The sequence below is a fragment of the Pseudomonas sp. URIL14HWK12:I6 genome, assembly GCF_000514195.1.
GTDB lineage: Bacteria > Pseudomonadota > Gammaproteobacteria > Pseudomonadales > Pseudomonadaceae > Aquipseudomonas > Aquipseudomonas putida_A.
In genome coordinates, this window is sequence record NZ_AZVL01000009.1 from 143212 (window position 1) to 159843 (window position 16632).

At 60.8% G+C, this 16632-nt stretch carries 18 protein-coding genes; 11 read left to right on the forward strand and 7 right to left on the reverse strand.

Going from position 1 to position 16632, the window contains the following annotated elements; all coding sequences use genetic code 11:
- Positions 1–212 precede the first annotated feature (212 nt).
- Together H043_RS0113970 and H043_RS0113975 are read left to right on the forward strand one after the other, a co-directional pair.
- Positions 213–1679: a cytosine permease gene (locus H043_RS0113970; protein WP_027612374.1), complete on the forward strand. Its 1467-nt coding sequence runs from the start codon at positions 213–215 to the stop codon at positions 1677–1679.
- Positions 1672–2601, forward strand: coding sequence for a PfkB family carbohydrate kinase (locus H043_RS0113975; protein ID WP_027612375.1), 930 nt, complete (start codon positions 1672–1674; stop codon positions 2599–2601). The genes H043_RS0113970 and H043_RS0113975 overlap by 8 nt, the downstream gene beginning before the upstream one ends.
- Positions 2602–2719: 118 nt before the next feature.
- Here H043_RS0113975 and H043_RS0113980 read toward each other — a convergent pair whose 3' ends face one another.
- The 4 genes from H043_RS0113980 to H043_RS0113995 all read right to left on the reverse strand — a co-directional run bounded on the left by H043_RS0113980 (position 2720) and on the right by H043_RS0113995 (position 4561).
- Positions 2720–3100, reverse strand: coding sequence for a Rho termination factor N-terminal domain-containing protein (locus H043_RS0113980; RefSeq protein WP_027612376.1), 381 nt, complete (start codon positions 3098–3100; stop codon positions 2720–2722).
- Positions 3101–3163: 63 nt separating this feature from the next.
- Positions 3164–3421, reverse strand: coding sequence for a hypothetical protein (locus tag H043_RS0113985; RefSeq protein ID WP_027612377.1), 258 nt, complete (start codon positions 3419–3421; stop codon positions 3164–3166).
- A gap of 44 nt (positions 3422–3465) precedes the next feature.
- Entirely contained in the window at positions 3466–3810 is a 345-nt protein-coding gene (locus H043_RS0113990; RefSeq protein WP_027612378.1) for a hypothetical protein, read from the reverse strand.
- A 97-nt stretch (positions 3811–3907) separates the two neighbouring features.
- Positions 3908–4561, reverse strand: a complete 654-nt coding sequence (locus H043_RS0113995; RefSeq protein ID WP_027612379.1) for an HD domain-containing protein — start codon at positions 4559–4561, stop codon at positions 3908–3910.
- Positions 4562–4776: 215 nt separating this feature from the next.
- Between H043_RS0113995 and H043_RS0114000 the strand changes: the two genes are divergently transcribed.
- From H043_RS0114000 to H043_RS29125, 3 genes are all read left to right on the forward strand, one after another.
- Positions 4777–5256, forward strand: a complete 480-nt coding sequence (locus H043_RS0114000; RefSeq protein ID WP_007961964.1) for a GNAT family N-acetyltransferase — start codon at positions 4777–4779, stop codon at positions 5254–5256.
- Between the two features lie 661 nt (positions 5257–5917).
- Entirely contained in the window at positions 5918–6208 is a 291-nt protein-coding gene (locus H043_RS0114005; protein WP_027612380.1) for a hypothetical protein, read from the forward strand.
- A complete protein-coding gene (locus H043_RS29125; protein WP_049827881.1) occupies positions 6201–6695 on the forward strand; it encodes a hypothetical protein in 495 nt (164 codons plus the stop codon). Before H043_RS0114005 ends, H043_RS29125 begins: the two co-directional genes overlap by 8 nt.
- A gap of 43 nt (positions 6696–6738) precedes the next feature.
- On the opposite strand, the gene H043_RS0114015 is transcribed toward H043_RS29125, so the two are convergent.
- The gene (locus H043_RS0114015; RefSeq protein ID WP_027612381.1) at positions 6739–7185 is read right to left on the reverse strand and encodes a hypothetical protein; all 447 of its coding nucleotides are present in this window, start codon (positions 7183–7185) and stop codon (positions 6739–6741) included.
- Between the two features lie 190 nt (positions 7186–7375).
- Between H043_RS0114015 and H043_RS0114020 the strand changes: the two genes are divergently transcribed.
- From H043_RS0114020 to H043_RS0114040, 5 genes are all read left to right on the forward strand, one after another.
- Positions 7376–8365 (forward strand): 2-dehydro-3-deoxygalactonokinase, encoded by a 990-nt coding sequence (locus H043_RS0114020; protein WP_027612382.1) that lies wholly within the window; start codon positions 7376–7378, stop codon positions 8363–8365.
- 19 nt (positions 8366–8384) lie between these two features.
- A complete protein-coding gene (locus H043_RS0114025; RefSeq protein ID WP_027612383.1) occupies positions 8385–9005 on the forward strand; it encodes a 2-dehydro-3-deoxy-6-phosphogalactonate aldolase in 621 nt (206 codons plus the stop codon).
- 48 nt (positions 9006–9053) lie between these two features.
- Positions 9054–10202, forward strand: a complete 1149-nt coding sequence (dgoD, locus tag H043_RS0114030) for a galactonate dehydratase (RefSeq protein WP_007961968.1) — start codon at positions 9054–9056, stop codon at positions 10200–10202.
- A 181-nt stretch (positions 10203–10383) separates the two neighbouring features.
- Positions 10384–11688, forward strand: a complete 1305-nt coding sequence (locus H043_RS0114035) for an MFS transporter (RefSeq protein ID WP_027612384.1) — start codon at positions 10384–10386, stop codon at positions 11686–11688.
- A gap of 60 nt (positions 11689–11748) precedes the next feature.
- Positions 11749–12552, forward strand: coding sequence for an IclR family transcriptional regulator (locus H043_RS0114040; RefSeq protein WP_027612385.1), 804 nt, complete (start codon positions 11749–11751; stop codon positions 12550–12552).
- Here the strand turns inward: H043_RS0114040 and H043_RS0114045 are convergent.
- Entirely contained in the window at positions 12549–13601 is a 1053-nt protein-coding gene (locus H043_RS0114045) for an NAD(P)-dependent alcohol dehydrogenase (RefSeq protein WP_027612386.1), read from the reverse strand. The genes H043_RS0114040 and H043_RS0114045 overlap by 4 nt on opposite strands.
- 190 nt (positions 13602–13791) lie before the next feature.
- Here H043_RS0114045 and H043_RS0114050 point away from each other — a divergent pair, with 190 nt between their 5' ends.
- Positions 13792–14682, forward strand: a complete 891-nt coding sequence (locus tag H043_RS0114050; protein ID WP_027612387.1) for an AraC family transcriptional regulator — start codon at positions 13792–13794, stop codon at positions 14680–14682.
- A 184-nt stretch (positions 14683–14866) separates the two neighbouring features.
- Here the strand turns inward: H043_RS0114050 and H043_RS0114055 are convergent, their stop codons facing one another.
- Complete coding sequence (locus H043_RS0114055; protein WP_027612388.1) at positions 14867–16531, reverse strand: electron transfer flavoprotein-ubiquinone oxidoreductase; 1665 nt, start codon at positions 16529–16531, stop codon at positions 14867–14869.
- Positions 16532–16632: the final 101 nt, after the last annotated feature.

The window sequence follows — 16632 nt, forward strand, 5'->3', positions numbered from 1 at the left end:
GGGCGGACGCCTTCGCGAGCAGGCTCGCTCCCACATTGGATTTATGGCGTTCACCTATCCCCTGTGGGAGCGAGCCTGCTCGCGAAGGCCGCACTGCAAATCTTGAATATTCACCCGCAATGGATCGCACAGACAGGCCGAGGATGGCCGGGATGTCTTGTCGTTTTGAGTCATTGCCACAACCACAATAAAGGCAAACAGGAGCACTGTTCATGAGTTCATCAAACGCCGGGCCAAGCGCCGGGCAACTGGAAACCCGCGGCATTGAGCCGGTGCCGGAAGCTGAGTGCAACGGCCATCCGCTGCAGCTGTTCTGGGTCTGGTTCGCCGCCAACATTTCCATTCTCGGCCTGCCATTGGGCGCCACGCTGGTGGCGTTTCGCGGGCTGGCGATCTGGCAGGCGATCATCGTTGCCATCGTCGGCGCCGCCGGTTCGTTCGCCGTGGTCGGGATCATCTCGATTGCCGGCCGCCGTGGCCGCGCGCCGAGTCTGACCCTGTCGCGGGCGATCTTCGGCGTGCGTGGCAATATCGGCCCGACGCTGGTCTCGCTGATGTCGCGTCTGGGCTGGGAAACGGTCAACACCACCACCGCGGCATTCGTGTTGCTGTCGCTGTGTTCGATCCTGTTCGGCTCGCCGGTTGAAGCGAAGAGTGCACCGCTGCTGACCCTGATTTTCATCGCGATTTTCGTGCTGCTGACCCTGTCGGTTTCCGGCCTCGGTCACGCCACCTTGCTGGTGATCCAGAAGTGGGCGACCTACGTGTTCGGCGCGCTGAACATTCTGGTCGGCGGCTTCCTCTGCGCGACCATCGACTGGAGCGCGGTGTTCAACGCCACGCCAGCGCCGCTGAGCGCGATGATCATCGGCATCGGCACCATGGCCGCCGGCACCGGGATCGGCTGGGCCAACGCCGGTGCGGACATGTCGCGCTATCAGCACCGCAGCGTCAAGGCTGTACGGCTGGTCGCCTCGGCGGCGTTCGGTGCGGGGATTCCGCTGGTTCTGCTGATCACCCTCGGCGGCCTGCTGTCGGTAGGCAACAACGATCTCGCCTCGGCGACTGACCCGATCGTGGCCATCCGCGACATGCTGCCGACCTGGATGGCCGTGCCGTACCTGATCACCGCGTTCGGTGGCTTGCTGCTGTCGAACAACCTCTCGGTGTACTCCGCCGGTCTGACCACGCTGACCCTCGGTCTGAAGGTCAAACGCGTGTACGCGGTGGTGGTCGACATCGTGGCGATCTTCGCCGGCTCGATCTACTTCATGCTGATCGCCGACAGCTTCTACGGCCCGTTCATCACCTTCATTTCCCTGCTGGCGGTGCCGATCACCGCGTGGGTCGGGATCTTCGTGGTCGATCTGATTCACCGTCACTACTACAGCCCCAAAGACCTGCTCGACGTCAGCCCGAGCAGCGCCTATTGGTATCGCGGCGGCATCGAGTGGCGCGCGTTCGGCGCGTGGGCGATTGCCATCGTGCTCGGCTTCAGCTTCACCACCATCGGCACCACCGCCGAGAACGTCTGGTTCAAGGGCTTTTTGTCCGACTCGTGGCTGGGCCACAACGGTCTGGGCTGGATCGTGACCTTCGTGGTGGCCGGTGGCATTTACTTCGTCCTTGGCGGGGCGAAAGATCGCCGTGCCGCGCAAGTCGAGAATGCTCATGCCTAAGATGTTGCACACCGGCCAGGTCATTATCGACCTGGTCATGGCCGTGGATCAGCTGCCGCAAATCGGCGGCGATGTGCTGGCGCAGTCTGCCGCTTTCGAGGCTGGCGGCGGCTTCAACGTGATGGCCGCAGCCGTGCGCAACGGTTTGCCGGTGGTCTATCTCGGTCGCCACGGCACTGGGCGTTTTGGTGATCTGGCGCGTCAGGCGATGAAGGATGAAGGCATTCACATCGGCATCCAGATGCCTGCACAACGCGATACCGGGATATGCGTGGCGCTGACCGATGCGTCGGCCGAGCGCAGTTTCATTTCCTACATCGGCGCTGAAGGTGAGGTGACCGGAGAGGACTTGAACAGCGTGGCGGCCGAGGCGGGCGACTACGTTTATGTAAGCGGTTACAGCCTGCTGCACGCAGGCAAGGCGCAGGCGCTGCTGGACTGGACGCTGGCGCTGCCGGAGGTGATCAACGTGGTGTTCGATCCGGGGCCGTTGGTGGAGTCGCCGGACTCGGCGCTGATGCAGGCGCTGCTGCCGCGCATCGATGTGTGGACCAGCAACAGCGTCGAGGCGTTGCGCTTTACCGGGGCTGCAGACATTGCTCAAGCGCTGGATCGGCTGGCGGATCATCTGCCCAAGGATGTGCTGATGGTGGTGCGCGATGGACCACAGGGTTGCTGGATTCAGCAGCGTGGCGAGCGACGGCATGTACCGGGGTTTGCGGTAAAAGCCGTGGACAGCAACGGGGCGGGTGATGCCCATGCCGGGGTGTTCGTCGCCGGGTTGGCGCAGGGTTTGCCCGCCCATGAGGCGGCGCGGCGGGCGAATGCGGCAGCGGCTTTGGCAGTGACACGATGGGGGCCGGCAACAGCGCCGGGCGCGGCTGAAGTGGATGGGTTTATCCGCGGATCCGGCAGCGACTGAGCTGACGCTTTCGCGAGCAGGCTCGCTCCCACAGGGAGATTTGCATCGTTCATAGTTCCCTTTGTGGGAGCGAGCCTGCTCGCGAAGGGGCCATACGGCTCAGCACAAAAAATATGGATCAGCCCGCTTTGCGCAACGCCGCAATCAACTCATCCTTGCGCATCGAAGAACGCCCGGCAATGTTCTTCGCCCGCGCCTCCTTGCGCAGACTGTCTACGGTCTGAGTATCCCGGGAGGCCTTGCTGTCACGCGCATGTCCCTCGCGACTGGCCACTGCGCGTCGTGACGACTCCTTGCGGTCTTCGGACTTGGCACTCGCCGGTTTCTTGCGTCCGGAACCGCCAGCCTTTTCGCCGCCGCCCGACTGTTTGTTGACCGTCGCCCAGGCCCGCGCTTCGGCTGCATCCTTCGACAAGCCTTTTTTCTCATAGCTGTCTTCGATGTGTTCGGCCTTGCGCTTCTGTTCGGCGGTGTATTTGTCTTTGCTTCCACGAGGCATGGGATTTCTCCTCTTTTGTGCAGATTCGGCCGCTCGCCGCACCGACAGCGAGCGGCCTGAGGTCTACTGCAGATCCAGCTTGCGCGCCGCTTCGACGCCAGCCGCACTGAGCTTGATCGGCAGATTCAACGAGTGTTCGCCGGCCTCGTTGCAAGTCACATGACCATGGTGGATCAAACCGCGATCCTGCAGGGAGGCGAGGGCGCTGGCCACCACTTTCTCGCCGCGATAATTGTCCAGCACCTCTCTGCCCAGTCCGCTTGGATGAGCATGCAGCAGGCGGGTGAGGACTTCTTTTTCCAGGTTTTTATCGACGTTCATGGTTACCTCTTCATGGATGTGAATAGGACGCTCGCGTCGGCGAACTACTGGCTGCCGCCCTCGGAGCCCGAGCCACCGGTGGTGGTTTTCGAGCCGATGCCGGGGCCGGCGTTATCGGGTGTGGCGGGGGAGTCAGGGGTGTTCATGCCACCCTGGCGACCGGGGTCACTGCCTTGGGTGCGTGGGTCGGTGCCAGTGGCAGGTGGCTGGTTGATCAAGGGTACGCCGGAGCCATCGGTGTTCATGCCGGGGGCACTGTTGATGGCGGGCGCGCGTGGCGGTGGAACCGGGTCGGTGGGGCCTGTGCCCGCTGCGGTGGTGGAGGCGGCGAACACCGCAGGACTCAGCAGGGCGGCGAAAACGAGGGCAGTCAACCTTGACGGGATCATAGGGCTTCTCCAGTGATTGGAATCCTTACCTGTATTTGGTCTGCCCTCGAATCGGATTGGTGCCTGATGAACGACGAACGGTCGAGACACAGGATTATCAGTCGAGGCCGATTTCTTCCTTGAACTGCTCCATGAAACCCTTCAGGCGTTGATGGCGGATCTGCGCCAGACGCTGACCGGCGCCAGTCTGGAAACCGTCGGCGAGGTGCAGCAGCTTGGTCTGGAAGTGGTCGAGGCAGAAGCGTGTGTCGTCGTAGTCGCGCTCCTTGGCTTCAGGGTCGAGCGGGTCATACAGCGCACTGCCCATGCGCCCGGCGACGTAGAAGGTGCGGGCAACGCCGAGCATGCCCAGCGAGTCGAGCCGGTCGGCGTCCTGAACGAGTTTCGCTTCGAGGGTCAGCGGGGTGATGTTGGCGGAAAAACTGTGGGCTTCGATGGCGTGGGTGACGCCGCTGATTTTGCTTTCGGGCCAGTCCAGATCGGCCAGCACGCTGGCGGCTTTTTCTGCGGCGAGACGCGAAGCCTGCGAGCGCAGCGGCGAGTTTTTTTCCACGGACACGCAATCGTGCAGCAGCACGGCAGCGAGCAACACCTCCAGGTCGCCACCTTCGTCAGCCTGCAAGGTGCGCGCGTTGTGCCAGACCCGTTGCAGGTGCGCGAGGTCGTGGGCACCGTCGTCGCCGGGTTCGAGGGCGTGGGGCAGCAGTGCTGCTGCAAGCGCCTCCACGGGCATAAAAATCTCAGTGTTCATGAGCATCCTTTCAGACTGGCGAAGTTCCTGTGGGAGCGGGCTTGCTCGCGAAGGCGTCAATCCAGTCACCATCATTGTTGTTTGTCAGAGCGCTTTCGCGAGCAAGCCCGCACACACATTGCAATATCGGCGCAGGATATTCTCTGTGTTGCCATGTGACGAGCGCCGCATCCGGCCTTAGTATGGCGCTTTCCAACTTCCGACAAGGCCCGTTCATGACGATCGAAATCCGCCCGGCGACCCCCAGCGATGCGCCGCAAATCCTCGCCTTCATCACCGAACTGGCAGATTTCGAAAAGGCCCGCCATGAAGTCATTGCGAGTGTCACCGACATCGAGCGCAGCCTGTTCAGCGAAGGCGCTACCGCCCACGGCCTGATCTGCCTGCGTGACGGTGTGCCTATCGGTTTTGCAGTGTTCTTCTTCAGCTATTCGACGTGGCTCGGCAGCAACTGCCTGTACCTCGAAGACCTCTACATCACCCCCGAACAACGCGGCGGCGGTGCCGGCAAAACCCTGTTGCGGCATCTGGCGAAAATCGCCTGCGACAACGACTGCGGGCGCTTCGAATGGAGCGTGCTGGACTGGAACACCCCGGCCATCGAATTCTACAAATCCCTCGGCGCGCAACCGCAAGAAGAGTGGGTGCGCTATCGCATGGATGGCAAGGTGTTGCGCGAATTTGCCGAAGGCTGAGGAGGTGATGGCAATCCGATGCTGAAGTGATTGCCGCCACCGGGATGGCGGTGTTGTTGCCGATCATTGAGATCAACCAGTTGGTGCAGTAGCTGATTCCGAGGTCGTCTGGTCTGGCCTCTTCGCGAGCAAGCCCGCTCCCACAGGGGACAGAGTTGTTAATGCAATATATGTCACACCGCAAGAACCTGTGGGAGCGGGCTTGCTCGCGAAGGCGCCCGTCAGAACAACAAATAATTCAGACTTTTTTACCAGGACTTCAGCATCACCCGACCCTCAAAAGCACCATCCTCGGGTTCTCCTTTCTGTCATCTGCAACCACCCCGCAACGGCTGCAGCCGTGACATCCGTTCGGTCGCGCCCTCCGCCAACTGCCTATGACGTAACAGCAGGTTTTTGCAGGCCTGCGGCATCTTTGGCAACCAAAGTGTGGCAAGCAATAACCTCGATATCAACAACCCCAGCGTTTGCAACGGCATTGGCCGTCCTCTGGACTAAAAATCTTGAAACTCAATGGCGGGCTCTTTATGGGACCGCCATTTCAAAAAGGATCTCGTAGTGACTGCGCACTGCCCGCCACCAGACACAACGCCACCGTGTGTGCCAACGGCTTGAGCAGCCAAAGCGACGGCTCGACGGTTTCACGCTTGGAGGACAGAACGTGGGTACGACGACGGGATGGGCGAGCGAGCATCAAAAAGAGCCCGCGCCTAAGGCTGAATATTGGGTGAATGTGAGAGCCGATGCCAAGGACTGGAATTTTTCCGACCTGGTGGCTGATTTCGGAGAACAGTGGGATATGAAGAGCGGTCCGAACATGAATGGCAGGGTTGACGTTAACCACGCTGATGCATGGGCCATTTATATTGCCGATCTTGGCGCTGGGCTGTCAGCCAGAGATGTTCTGATGGAATCGGTGGTGTTGCATTTTAAAGGAAGGAAATGTGCGTAAGTTAATTCTGATTTTGATGTTTTCGATGTGTGCTTCATGTGCGATCAGCCACGGAAAACCTACTGCAAAAATCGAGTATTTGGGTGTGGAGCGCTACTTGGATCGAAACATTTACCAAGTCAGTTTTTCGTCCGACGTCGATGTCGACAAACTCTTCAAGTCCAAGATAAGTCAGTCGCTGCTTTGTGCTTTGGGGGAGAGTAGAGATTTTTCGCAGTCGCGCAATCTGAATGAATATGGTGAAGGATGGATTGAGCCTCTGAAGCCTGCAGACGGATCCACTTTCAAAGCGGATCTCATGTTTTATCGTGTGAAAGACTCAACGAGTGAAACGCTGATGAGCAGCAAGGACTTAAGCACTGTATTAGCGGGGCGAAAAACAATCGCATGCAAAGTCAGAATCAACTCCTACTCCTACAAAATCTACTATTCAGAAGTGATGAATATTCCTGTTGCTGAGCTGCTTAAGGAAGTTGACAAGTATTGAGATTGGGCTTCTTGCCTGATCACAGGAAGCCTTGTTCTGATGCTCATTTCTCTGCGGATTCCCAATGACCGCTGAGCAATCCATCAAGTGTCTTTCGCACGGAAATCTTGAAAGCCCCGGCCTTCTCTTCATCGAAGGCCGCTTTCCAGTAGGTGTAGCCCTCACTGAAATCCGGAATCTGCGCCGTTTCTCCCACGCGGTGAGTCAGACTGCGCTGCAAAGCCTCGCTTTGAAAAGGCAGGTGGGGCATTGCGGTGAACTCGCCTCCGGTGACCGGATTGGTCATCCGAATGCCATCAACGCGGATATGCACGACGGTGCCGTAGTGCGGATAGCTTTCGATTTTGAGGATGGTCAAGGTCGAGGCTTCTTCACCCGGCCGGGTTTTGTAGGCCCAGATGTCGCCCTCCTTGATAGCGGGCAAGGCGCTGGCAATCGCCGCGAAGCAGAGTGCGCTGCAGAGCAATAACGCCTTTAAAGCGGTTTTCATTTTTTCTTCCTTGAACCTGTCGAGAGGGATCGTCGCGTGAATGGGATCGGCATTTTAGAGATTTGGCGAAGAAACGGCTGTTACACTTGTAAATCCCATAATATGGGAATGATATTTATATATTGAGATTTTCCTGCGCCAAGGTTTATAGTCCGTCGCACTCACTGCCAAAAACAAAACAGGTGAAGCGATGCAGGCGCAATTGATCGCGCTCGACTGGGGGACGACCTCATTACGTGCTTACAAACTCGCGGCGGGCGGGGTGGTGCTGGAGCAGCGTGCGCTGTCGTCCGGGATCATGCAGTTACCGAAGACGCCGCGAGTCATCCACGGTGGTGAATGCGCCGACGGTTTTGAACTGGCCTTCGAAGAGGCGTGCGGCGACTGGCTCGATGCGCAGCCGGATCTGCCAGTGATCGCCTGCGGCATGGTCGGCAGCGCCCAGGGCTGGCGCGAAGCGGCCTACTGCGAGACGCCGGCGAACGTCGCCAATCTCGGAAATTCCTTACAAACACTGGTCAGTCTGCGCGGCACGCGGGTACATATCGTGCCGGGGGTGATCCAGCGTTCGCGTCTGCCGAATGTGATGCGCGGCGAAGAAACCCAGGTCCTCGGCGTGCTGCAGAACCTGTCGGCCGAGGCGGGCGGCGATCTGTTGATCGGTCTGCCGGGCAGCCATTCCAAGTGGGTCGAAGTGGTCGAGGGCCGCATCACGCATTTCGACACCTTCATGACCGGCGAAGTGTTCGCTGTGCTCAGTGAGCACAGCATTCTCGGGCGTACCCAGCAACAGGGTGCGGCGTTCGACGGGTTGGCGTTCGACCGTGGCGTGCAAGTGGCGCTGTCGGCGGACGGCGAACTGGGCGTGCTCTCCACATTATTCAGTGCCCGCACCCTGGGCCTGACCGGCGAACTGACGCCGACGGCGCAAGCGGATTACCTCTCTGGCCTGATGATTGGCCATGAACTGGTGGCGCTTGCCGCAGTCCAGCGGCGCCGACGCAATAGTGCGCATCTGCCGTCGATCATCCTCATCGGCAACGCGCAACTCTGCGCCCGTTACGGCCGTGCCCTCGATGCCTGCGGTTTCGCGCGCGTCACGCTGGCCGAGCAGGCCACCGAGCGTGGCCTGTGGCAACTGGCGCTGGCCGCCGGGCTGCTCGATTCTTTATCCCGTTAACCCTGACTGGAGGCCTGACATGCTCAAGCAAGCATTGGCACAAAACGGTCTGATCGCAATCCTGCGTGGCCTGCATCCGCAGGAAGCCGCTGCTGTCGGAGAAGTCCTGTATGCCGCCGGATTTCGCGTCATCGAAGTACCGCTCAATTCACCGTCGCCGTACGAAAGTATCCGCATCCTGCGTCAGACCTTGCCCGCCGATTGCCTGATCGGTGCCGGCACGGTGTTGACCCCGGAGCAGGTCGAGTTGGTGAAAGAGGCCGGCGGCCAGGTGATCGTGATGCCACACAGCGACGCCAAGGTGCTGCGCGCAGCGAAAGCGGCGGGGCTGTACCTGTCGCCGGGAGTAGCGACGCCGACCGAAGCGTTCGCGGCGCTGGAGGAGGGCGCGGACATTCTCAAGCTGTTCCCGGCCGAGCATATGAGCCCGGCGGTGGTCAAGGCATGGCTCGCGGTGTTGCCTTCCGGGACGGTGCTGGCGCCGGTCGGCGGGATCACCCCGGACAACATTCAAGCGTTCATCGACGCTGGTGTGAAAGGTTTCGGCCTCGGTTCCGGCCTGTTCAAACCGGGCATGACGGTTGAGCAAGTGGCGGCCAATGCCAAGGCCTACGTGGCTGCCTGGAAGGCCCTTCGCTGAGATTTATCCGGCGCTGCGTGCGCTGCATCTAACAAGAGAGACAAACAGATGAAAATCACCAAACTCACCACCTTCATCGTCCCGCCGCGCTGGTGCTTCCTCAAGGTCGAAACCGATGAGGGCGTGACCGGTTGGGGCGAGCCTGTGGTCGAAGGCCGCGCCCACACTGTCGCCGCTGCCGTTGAGGAATTGTCCGACTACCTGATCGGCAAAGACCCACGCAACATCGAGGACATCTGGACTGTGTTGTACCGCGGTGGCTTCTACCGCGGCGGCGCGATCCACATGAGTGCGCTGGCCGGCATCGATCAGGCGCTGTGGGACATCAAGGGCAAGGCCCTCGGCGTGTCGGTCAGCGATCTGCTCGGCGGTCAGGTGCGCGACAAGATTCGTGTGTATTCGTGGATCGGTGGCGATCGTCCGGCCGACACCGCACGCGCCGCGAAAGAGGCGGTGAGCCGGGGTTTTACTGCGGTGAAAATGAATGGCACTGAAGAGCTGCAGTTCCTCGACTCCTTCGAGAAAGTCGATCTGGCCCTGGCCAACGTCGCCGCTGTGCGCGATGCCGTCGGGCCGAACGTCGGTATCGGCGTCGACTTCCATGGCCGGGTGCACAAACCCATGGCCAAGGTGCTGATGAAGGAACTCGACCCGTACAAACTGATGTTCATCGAAGAGCCGGTGCTCAGCGAAAACTACGAAGCGCTGAAAGAGCTGGCACCGTTGACCAGCACGCCGATCGCCCTTGGCGAGCGGCTGTTCTCGCGCTGGGATTTTAAGCGGGTGCTGAGCGAAGGCTACGTCGACATCATCCAGCCGGATGCCTCGCATGCCGGCGGTATCACCGAGACCCGAAAGATCGCCAACATGGCTGAAGCCTACGACGTGGCGCTGGCGCTGCATTGCCCGCTGGGGCCGATTGCGCTGGCGGCGTGCCTGCAACTCGACGCGGCTTGCTACAACGCGTTCATTCAGGAGCAGAGTCTGGGTATCCATTACAACGAGAGCAACGATCTGCTCGACTATGTGAAGGATCCGCGAGTGTTCGACTACGACCAGGGCTTCGTGAAGATTCCGAACGGGCCAGGGCTGGGCATCGAGATCAACGAGGAATACGTGATCGAACGCGCGGCGGTCGGCCACCGCTGGCGCAACCCGATCTGGCGCCATGCCGATGGCAGTTTTGCCGAGTGGTGAGTCCCTTCTGACCCACCACAAATCCTTGTGGGAGGGGGCTTGCTCCCGAATGCGGCATGTCAGCTAAAGAGATGTCGACTGACACTCCGCATTCGGGAGCAAGCCCCCTCCCACAATTGATCTCCATGGATGGGAGATTTGCGTCAATGACCTCAAATAATCATAAGAAGAGGCACCCCCCATGCCAACGCAAACCCTCACCGGGCAGGCGTCTTTAGTCACGCCTAGCCGCAAGCGGTTTTTCATCATGGTGTTGCTGTTCATCACCGTGGTCATCAACTACCTCGACCGCAGCAACCTGTCGATTGCCGCGCCCGCGCTGACCAGTGAACTGGGCATCGACCCGGTTCACGTCGGGCTGATTTTCTCCGCATTCGGCTGGACCTACGCCGCGATGCAGATTCCCGGCGGCTGGCTGGTGGATCGGGTGCCGCCGCGCATCCTCTACGGTGTCGCGCTGCTGCTGTGGTCGCTGGCCACGGTGCTGCTCGGTTTCGCTGCGAGTTTCATTGCGCTGTTTGTGCTGCGCATGGCGGTCGGCGCGCTGGAAGCACCGGCCTATCCGATCAACAGCCGCGTGGTGACCACCTGGTTTCCCGAGCGCGAGCGGGCCACGGCGATTGGTTTCTACACCTCCGGGCAGTTTGTCGGCCTGGCGTTTCTGACGCCGGTGCTGGCCTGGCTGCAACATGAGTTCGGCTGGCACATGGTGTTCGTCGCGACCGGTGCGGCGGGCATTATCTGGGCGGCGATCTGGTACGCGGTGTACCGCGAACCGCGGGATTTCAAGGGCGCCAACAACGCGGAGATCGACCTGATCCGCGAGGGTGGCGGACTGGTAGACATTCAGGCGCAAGCATCCAAGGCCTCGTTCAGTTGGACCGATCTCGGCATCGTCCTGAGCAAACGCAAGTTGTGGGGCATCTACCTCGGCCAGTTCTGTCTGAACTCGACGCTGTGGTTCTTCCTGACGTGGTTCCCGACCTACCTGGTGAAATATCGCGGCATGGACTTCATCAAGTCCGGCCTGTTGGCATCGCTGCCGTTTCTCGCGGCCTTTGTCGGCGTGCTGTGCTCGGGATTCTTTTCCGACCTGTTGATCCGCCGTGGCTGCAGCGTGGGTTTTGCGCGCAAGCTACCGATCATTGGCGGGCTGCTGATTTCCACCTCGATCATCGGCGCCAATTTCGTTGAATCGACGCCGCTGGTGATCGCCTTCCTGGCGTTGGCCTTTTTCGGCAACGGTCTGGCCTCGATCACCTGGTCGCTGGTCTCGACCCTCGCTCCGGCGCGGTTGCTGGGGCTGACCGGCGGGGTGTTCAACTTCATCGGCAACCTGTCGGCGATTGCCACGCCGATTGTCATCGGTTTCCTCGCCAGCGGTGATTCGTTCGCCCCGGCGATCACCTACATCGCGGTGCTGGCGCTGATCGGTGCATTGTCCTACGTGCTGCTGGTGGGCAAGGTCGAACGTATCGAGTTGTAGTGGTCAGCGTCGGGCGACCATAATGCCGCCCGTTCCCTCGCTCAACGGTAAAGGCTGGATATGCAGGAAGACGCCCCGGAAAAAACCAAGGACGCCGCACCCACCGGCACCCAGACGCTGCTTCGCGGCCTGGGTGTGGTGCAGGCGGTGGCCAGTGGCGCCCGCGATCTGAAAGAGATCGCCCGGCTGATCGGCACCACGCGCAGCACCACCCATCGTCTGGCCAGTTGCCTGGTCGACGAGCGCTATCTGCGCGTGGTGCCACAAATCGGCTATCTGCTGGGGCCGAAGCTGATCGAGCTGGGGTTTCAGGCGCGCGAAGAGTTGCCGCTGGTGAGTCTGGCCGGGCCGTATCTGGACGAGTTGTCGGCGCTGACCGGCGACACCGTGCACCTGGGCATTCGTGAAGGCGACGAGGTGTTGTACCTGCTGAAGAATCCGGGGCGTAACGGCCCGGAAATGCGCTCGCGGGTCGGCCACCGGATGCCATTGGCGCGCACCGGGATCGGCAAGGCGTTGATGCTCGATGATGCGCCACAGGATTGGCAGCGCCTGTACGACATCAGCCTGCCGGCGGGTGGGAAGAGTCAGTTCTGGCCGCAGCATCCGCAGCAGTCGTGGGAACAGCTTGAGCAGCGCATGGCCGAGTACGTAGCCGGCGGCTACGCCTTCGATCTGGAAGACAACGAGCCGTCGATCCGCTGTGTGGCGGCGCCGATTCGTGATGCGAGCAAGCGCATTGTGGCGGCGATCAGTATCGCCAGCACCGTGCCGTACATGCCGCTGGAAAAAATGGCCGAGCTGATCCCCCTGATCAAAGGGGTCACAGCCCGGCTGTCGGCAGAACTCGGTCTGAAGGTTTAAAGCTTCAACGTCGCCATGTCGATCACGAAGCGGTACTTCACATCACCGGCGATCATCCGCGCGTAAGCCTCGTTGATCTGGCGGATGTCGAGCATTTCGATGTCGCAGGTGATGTTGTGCTCGGCGCAGAAATCCAGCACTTCCTGGGTTTCAGCGATGCCGCCGATCAGCGAACCGGCCAGCACGCGGCGGCCCAGCACCAGGTTGGCAGCATGCACCGGCGGGTCGATCGGTTCGATCAGGCCGACCAGGATATGCACGCCATCAAAGCGCAGGGTTTGCAGGTACGGGTTGAGATCATGCTGCACCGGAATGGTGTCCAGCAGGAAGTCGAACCGGCCTGCAGCGGCGGCCATCTGCTCGGCATCGGTGGAGACGATCACGTGATCGGCGCCCTGCCGACGACCTTCCTCGGCCTTGCTCGCCGAACGGGTGAACAGCGTGACTTCCGCGCCCATCGCCTTGGCGAACTTGATGCCCATGTGGCCGAGGCCGCCCATGCCAAGAATTCCGACCTTGTCGCCGGCCTTGACCCCGTAGTGCTTGAGCGGCGAATAGGTGGTGATGCCGGCGCAGAGGATCGGCGCGGCGCTGGCCAGGTCGAGTTTCTCCGGGATGCGCACGACGAAGTGCTCGCTGACCACGATGCTGTCCGAATAGCCGCCCATGGTGTTGCTGCCATCGACCCGGTCCGGGGTGGCGTAGGTCATGGTCGGGCCTTCGAGGCAGTATTGCTCGAGGTTCTGCTGGCAGGCGGCGCAGGTGCGGCAGGAGTCGACCATGCAACCGACACCGACCAGATCGCCGACTTTATGTTGAGTGACGTTCGCACCAACGGCGGTGACTTTGCCGACGATCTCATGGCCGGGCATCAACGGATAAACCGCGATGCCCCATTCGTTGCGCGCCTGGTGGATGTCGGAGTGGCAAACGCCGCAGTACAGGATCTCGATCGCCACGTCGTCAGCGCGTGGGCTGCGGCGTTCGAATTTCATCGGGGCGAGGGGAGTGGTGGCCGATTGAGCGGCATAACCGATAGCGGTGTACATAAGAAACCTCGCAGAAGCAGTGACAGGTGAGGTGGCGCATTTTGGGCGCCGTCTGCCGCTGCGGCCATGACGATTCCTCCGGGTCTCATGCCTAATCCTCCGGCATGCAGGTCTGGGTAAGCGCATTGGCAAAAGGATCTGCGATGATGCTTGCATGCCTTTTTCCGTGACTTTTTTGAAGACCCCTCCGATGCAGTTGACCCGTCACCTTGATGCCAATGCCACGCTGGTTTCGCTGATCGAGCCGCTGGCGCTTTGCGATGGTTACAGCCAGACCGGGCTGCCCGGCGTGCAGGTGTTGCGCGCCAGTTGCGACGTGGCGCGTGGCCCGCACATTTATGAGCCGAGCCTGATGATCATCGCCCAGGGCAGCAAACTGGCGTTCCTCGGCCCGCGCACCATGGAATATGGCGCCGGGCATTACCTGATTCAGGCGCTGCCGGTGCCGTTCGAGTGCGAAACCTTTGCCTTGCCGGATGCGCCGTTGCTGGGGGTGTCGGTGGCCATCGACCGGGTGCTGCTCGGCGAGCTGGTGCTGGCCATGGGGCTGGCGCCGGGGCGGCATATTCCGGCGCAAACGCCGGAGTCGATGACCTCGGTGGTGCTTGACGATGACATGCGTGGCTGCGTCGAACGCTTGCTGCGCTGTCTGCACGATCCGCTGGAGCGGCAGATTCTCGGGCCGGCGCGGGTGCGTGAATTGCTGTTCACCGCGCTGCGCGGGCCACAGGCCGATGTGTTGCGCGCGCTGGTGGAACAGCAGGGGCAGTTCGCCCGGGTGGCGGCGTCGATCAGTCACCTGCATGCGCATTACACCGAGCCGCTGAATGTCGAGACATTGGCCGGGTGCGCCAACATGAGCGTGTCGTCCTTTCACGAGCACTTCAAGCGCAGCACGCTGTTGTCACCGGTGCAGTATCTGAAGCGTTTACGCCTGCTCAAGGCGCAGACCTTGCTGGTCGCCGAAGGGCTGGGCGTGGCGCAGGTGGCGCATCGGGTGGGGTATCAGAGTACGTCGCAGTTCAGTCGCGAGTACAAGCGCTACTTCGAGCGTAGCCCTGGCGACGAACGCGTTGCCTGAGTCGATTAAGATCCCTTGTGGGAGCGGGCTTGCTCGCGAATGCGGTGTATCAGTCAATGAATGGGCTGAATGACACACCGCATTCGCGAGCAAGCCCGCTCCCACAGTTGTTTTGTGGTGTCAGAGGAATTTTGGGCAACAAAAAGGCCCCCGTTTCGGGAGCCTCGTTGTTCAGCGATACGCCTTACATGTTCGGGTAAGTCGGGCCGCCAGCGCCTTCCGGCGTGACCCAGGTGATGTTCTGCGAAGGGTCCTTGATGTCACAGGTCTTGCAGTGCACGCAGTTCTGGGCGTTGATCTGGAAGCGTTTTTCGCCGTCTTCCTTGGTGATCACTTCGTAGACGCCGGCCGGGCAGTAGCGCTGCGCCGGTTCGTCGTACAGCGGCAGGTTCTTGCTGATCGGGATGCTCGGGTCGGTCAGCTTCAGGTGGCACGGTTGTTCTTCTTCGTGGTTGGTACCGGAGATGAACACCGAGCTCAGTTTGTCGAAGCTGAGTTTGCCGTCCGGCTTCGGATAGTCGATCTTCTTGCAGTCGGCCGCCAGTTTCAGGCAAGCGTAGTCCGGCTTGGTGTCGTGCAGGGTGAACGGCAGTTTGCCGCCGAAGATGTTCTGGTCCAGCCAGTTGAAACCACCGCCGACGATCGCGCCGAACTTGTGGATCGCCGGGCCGAAGTTACGGCTGGCGAACAGTTCGTCGTAGAGCCAGCTCTTCTTGAAAGCGTCGACGTAAGTGGTCAGCTCTTCGGTGCCATCCTTTTCGGCGAACAGCGCGTCGGCCACCGATTCAGCGGCGAGCATGCCGGACTTCATCGCAGTGTGGCTGCCTTTGATCTTGGCGAAGTTCAGGGTGCCGAGGTCGCAACCGATCAGCGCGCCGCCCTTGAAGACCATTTTCGGCAGCGAGTTCAGGCCACCTTTGCAGATCGCACGGGCGCCGTAGCTGACGCGCTTGCCGCCTTCCAGGTACTGAGCCAGCACCGGGTGATGCTTGAGGCGCTGGAACTCGTCGAACGGCGACAGGTAAGTGTTGCTGTAGGACAGGTCAACGATCAGACCGACCACTACCTGGTTGTTTTCCAGGTGATAGAGGAACGAGCCACCGGTATTTTCGGTGCCCATGATGTCCAGCGGCCAACCGGCGGTGTGCACCACCAGACCTGGCTGGTGTTTGGCCGGGTCGATTTCCCAGATTTCCTTCAGGCCGATGCCGTAGTGCTGGGCGTCGGCATCGCTGTCGAGGTTGTAGCGCTTGATCAGCTGCTTGCCGATGTGACCACGGCAGCCCTCGGCGAACAGCGTGTACTTGCCACGCAGTTCCATGCCCGGGGTGTACAGGCCTTCTTTCGGGTTGCCTTCGCGGTCGACGCCCAGATCACCGGTGATGATCCCGCGCACGATGCCGTTTTCGTCGATCAGCGCTTCCTGAGCGGCGAAGCCCGGGTAGATTTCCACGCCGAGGTTCTCGGCCTGCTGGGCCAGCCAGCGGCACAGGTTGCCGAGGGAAATAATATAGTTGCCTTCGTTGTGCATGGTCTTGGGCACAAAGAAGTCAGGAATTTTCTGCGCACTGTCGGCGTTTTTCAGCACGAAAATGTCATCGCGGGTGACCGGAGTGTTCAGCGGGGCGCCGAGTTCTTTCCAGTCCGGGAACAGTTCGTTCAGAGCACGTGGTTCGAACACGGCACCGGAAAGGATGTGTGCGCCGACTTCGGAGCCTTTTTCGACCACGCAGACGCTGATTTCCTTACCGGCTTCGGCGGCCTTCTGCTTCAGACGGCAGGCGGCGGACAGGCCAGCGGGGCCGGCACCGACGATGACCACGTCGAATTCCATGTATTCGCGTTCCACAGGCTATCTCCTACTCAAGGCTCAACAGTTTTTTTTCTAATTTGGAGGTTCGGTGTCGCATCCGTTATTGCCTTTACGTTAACGTCAAGGGTAATAATGGG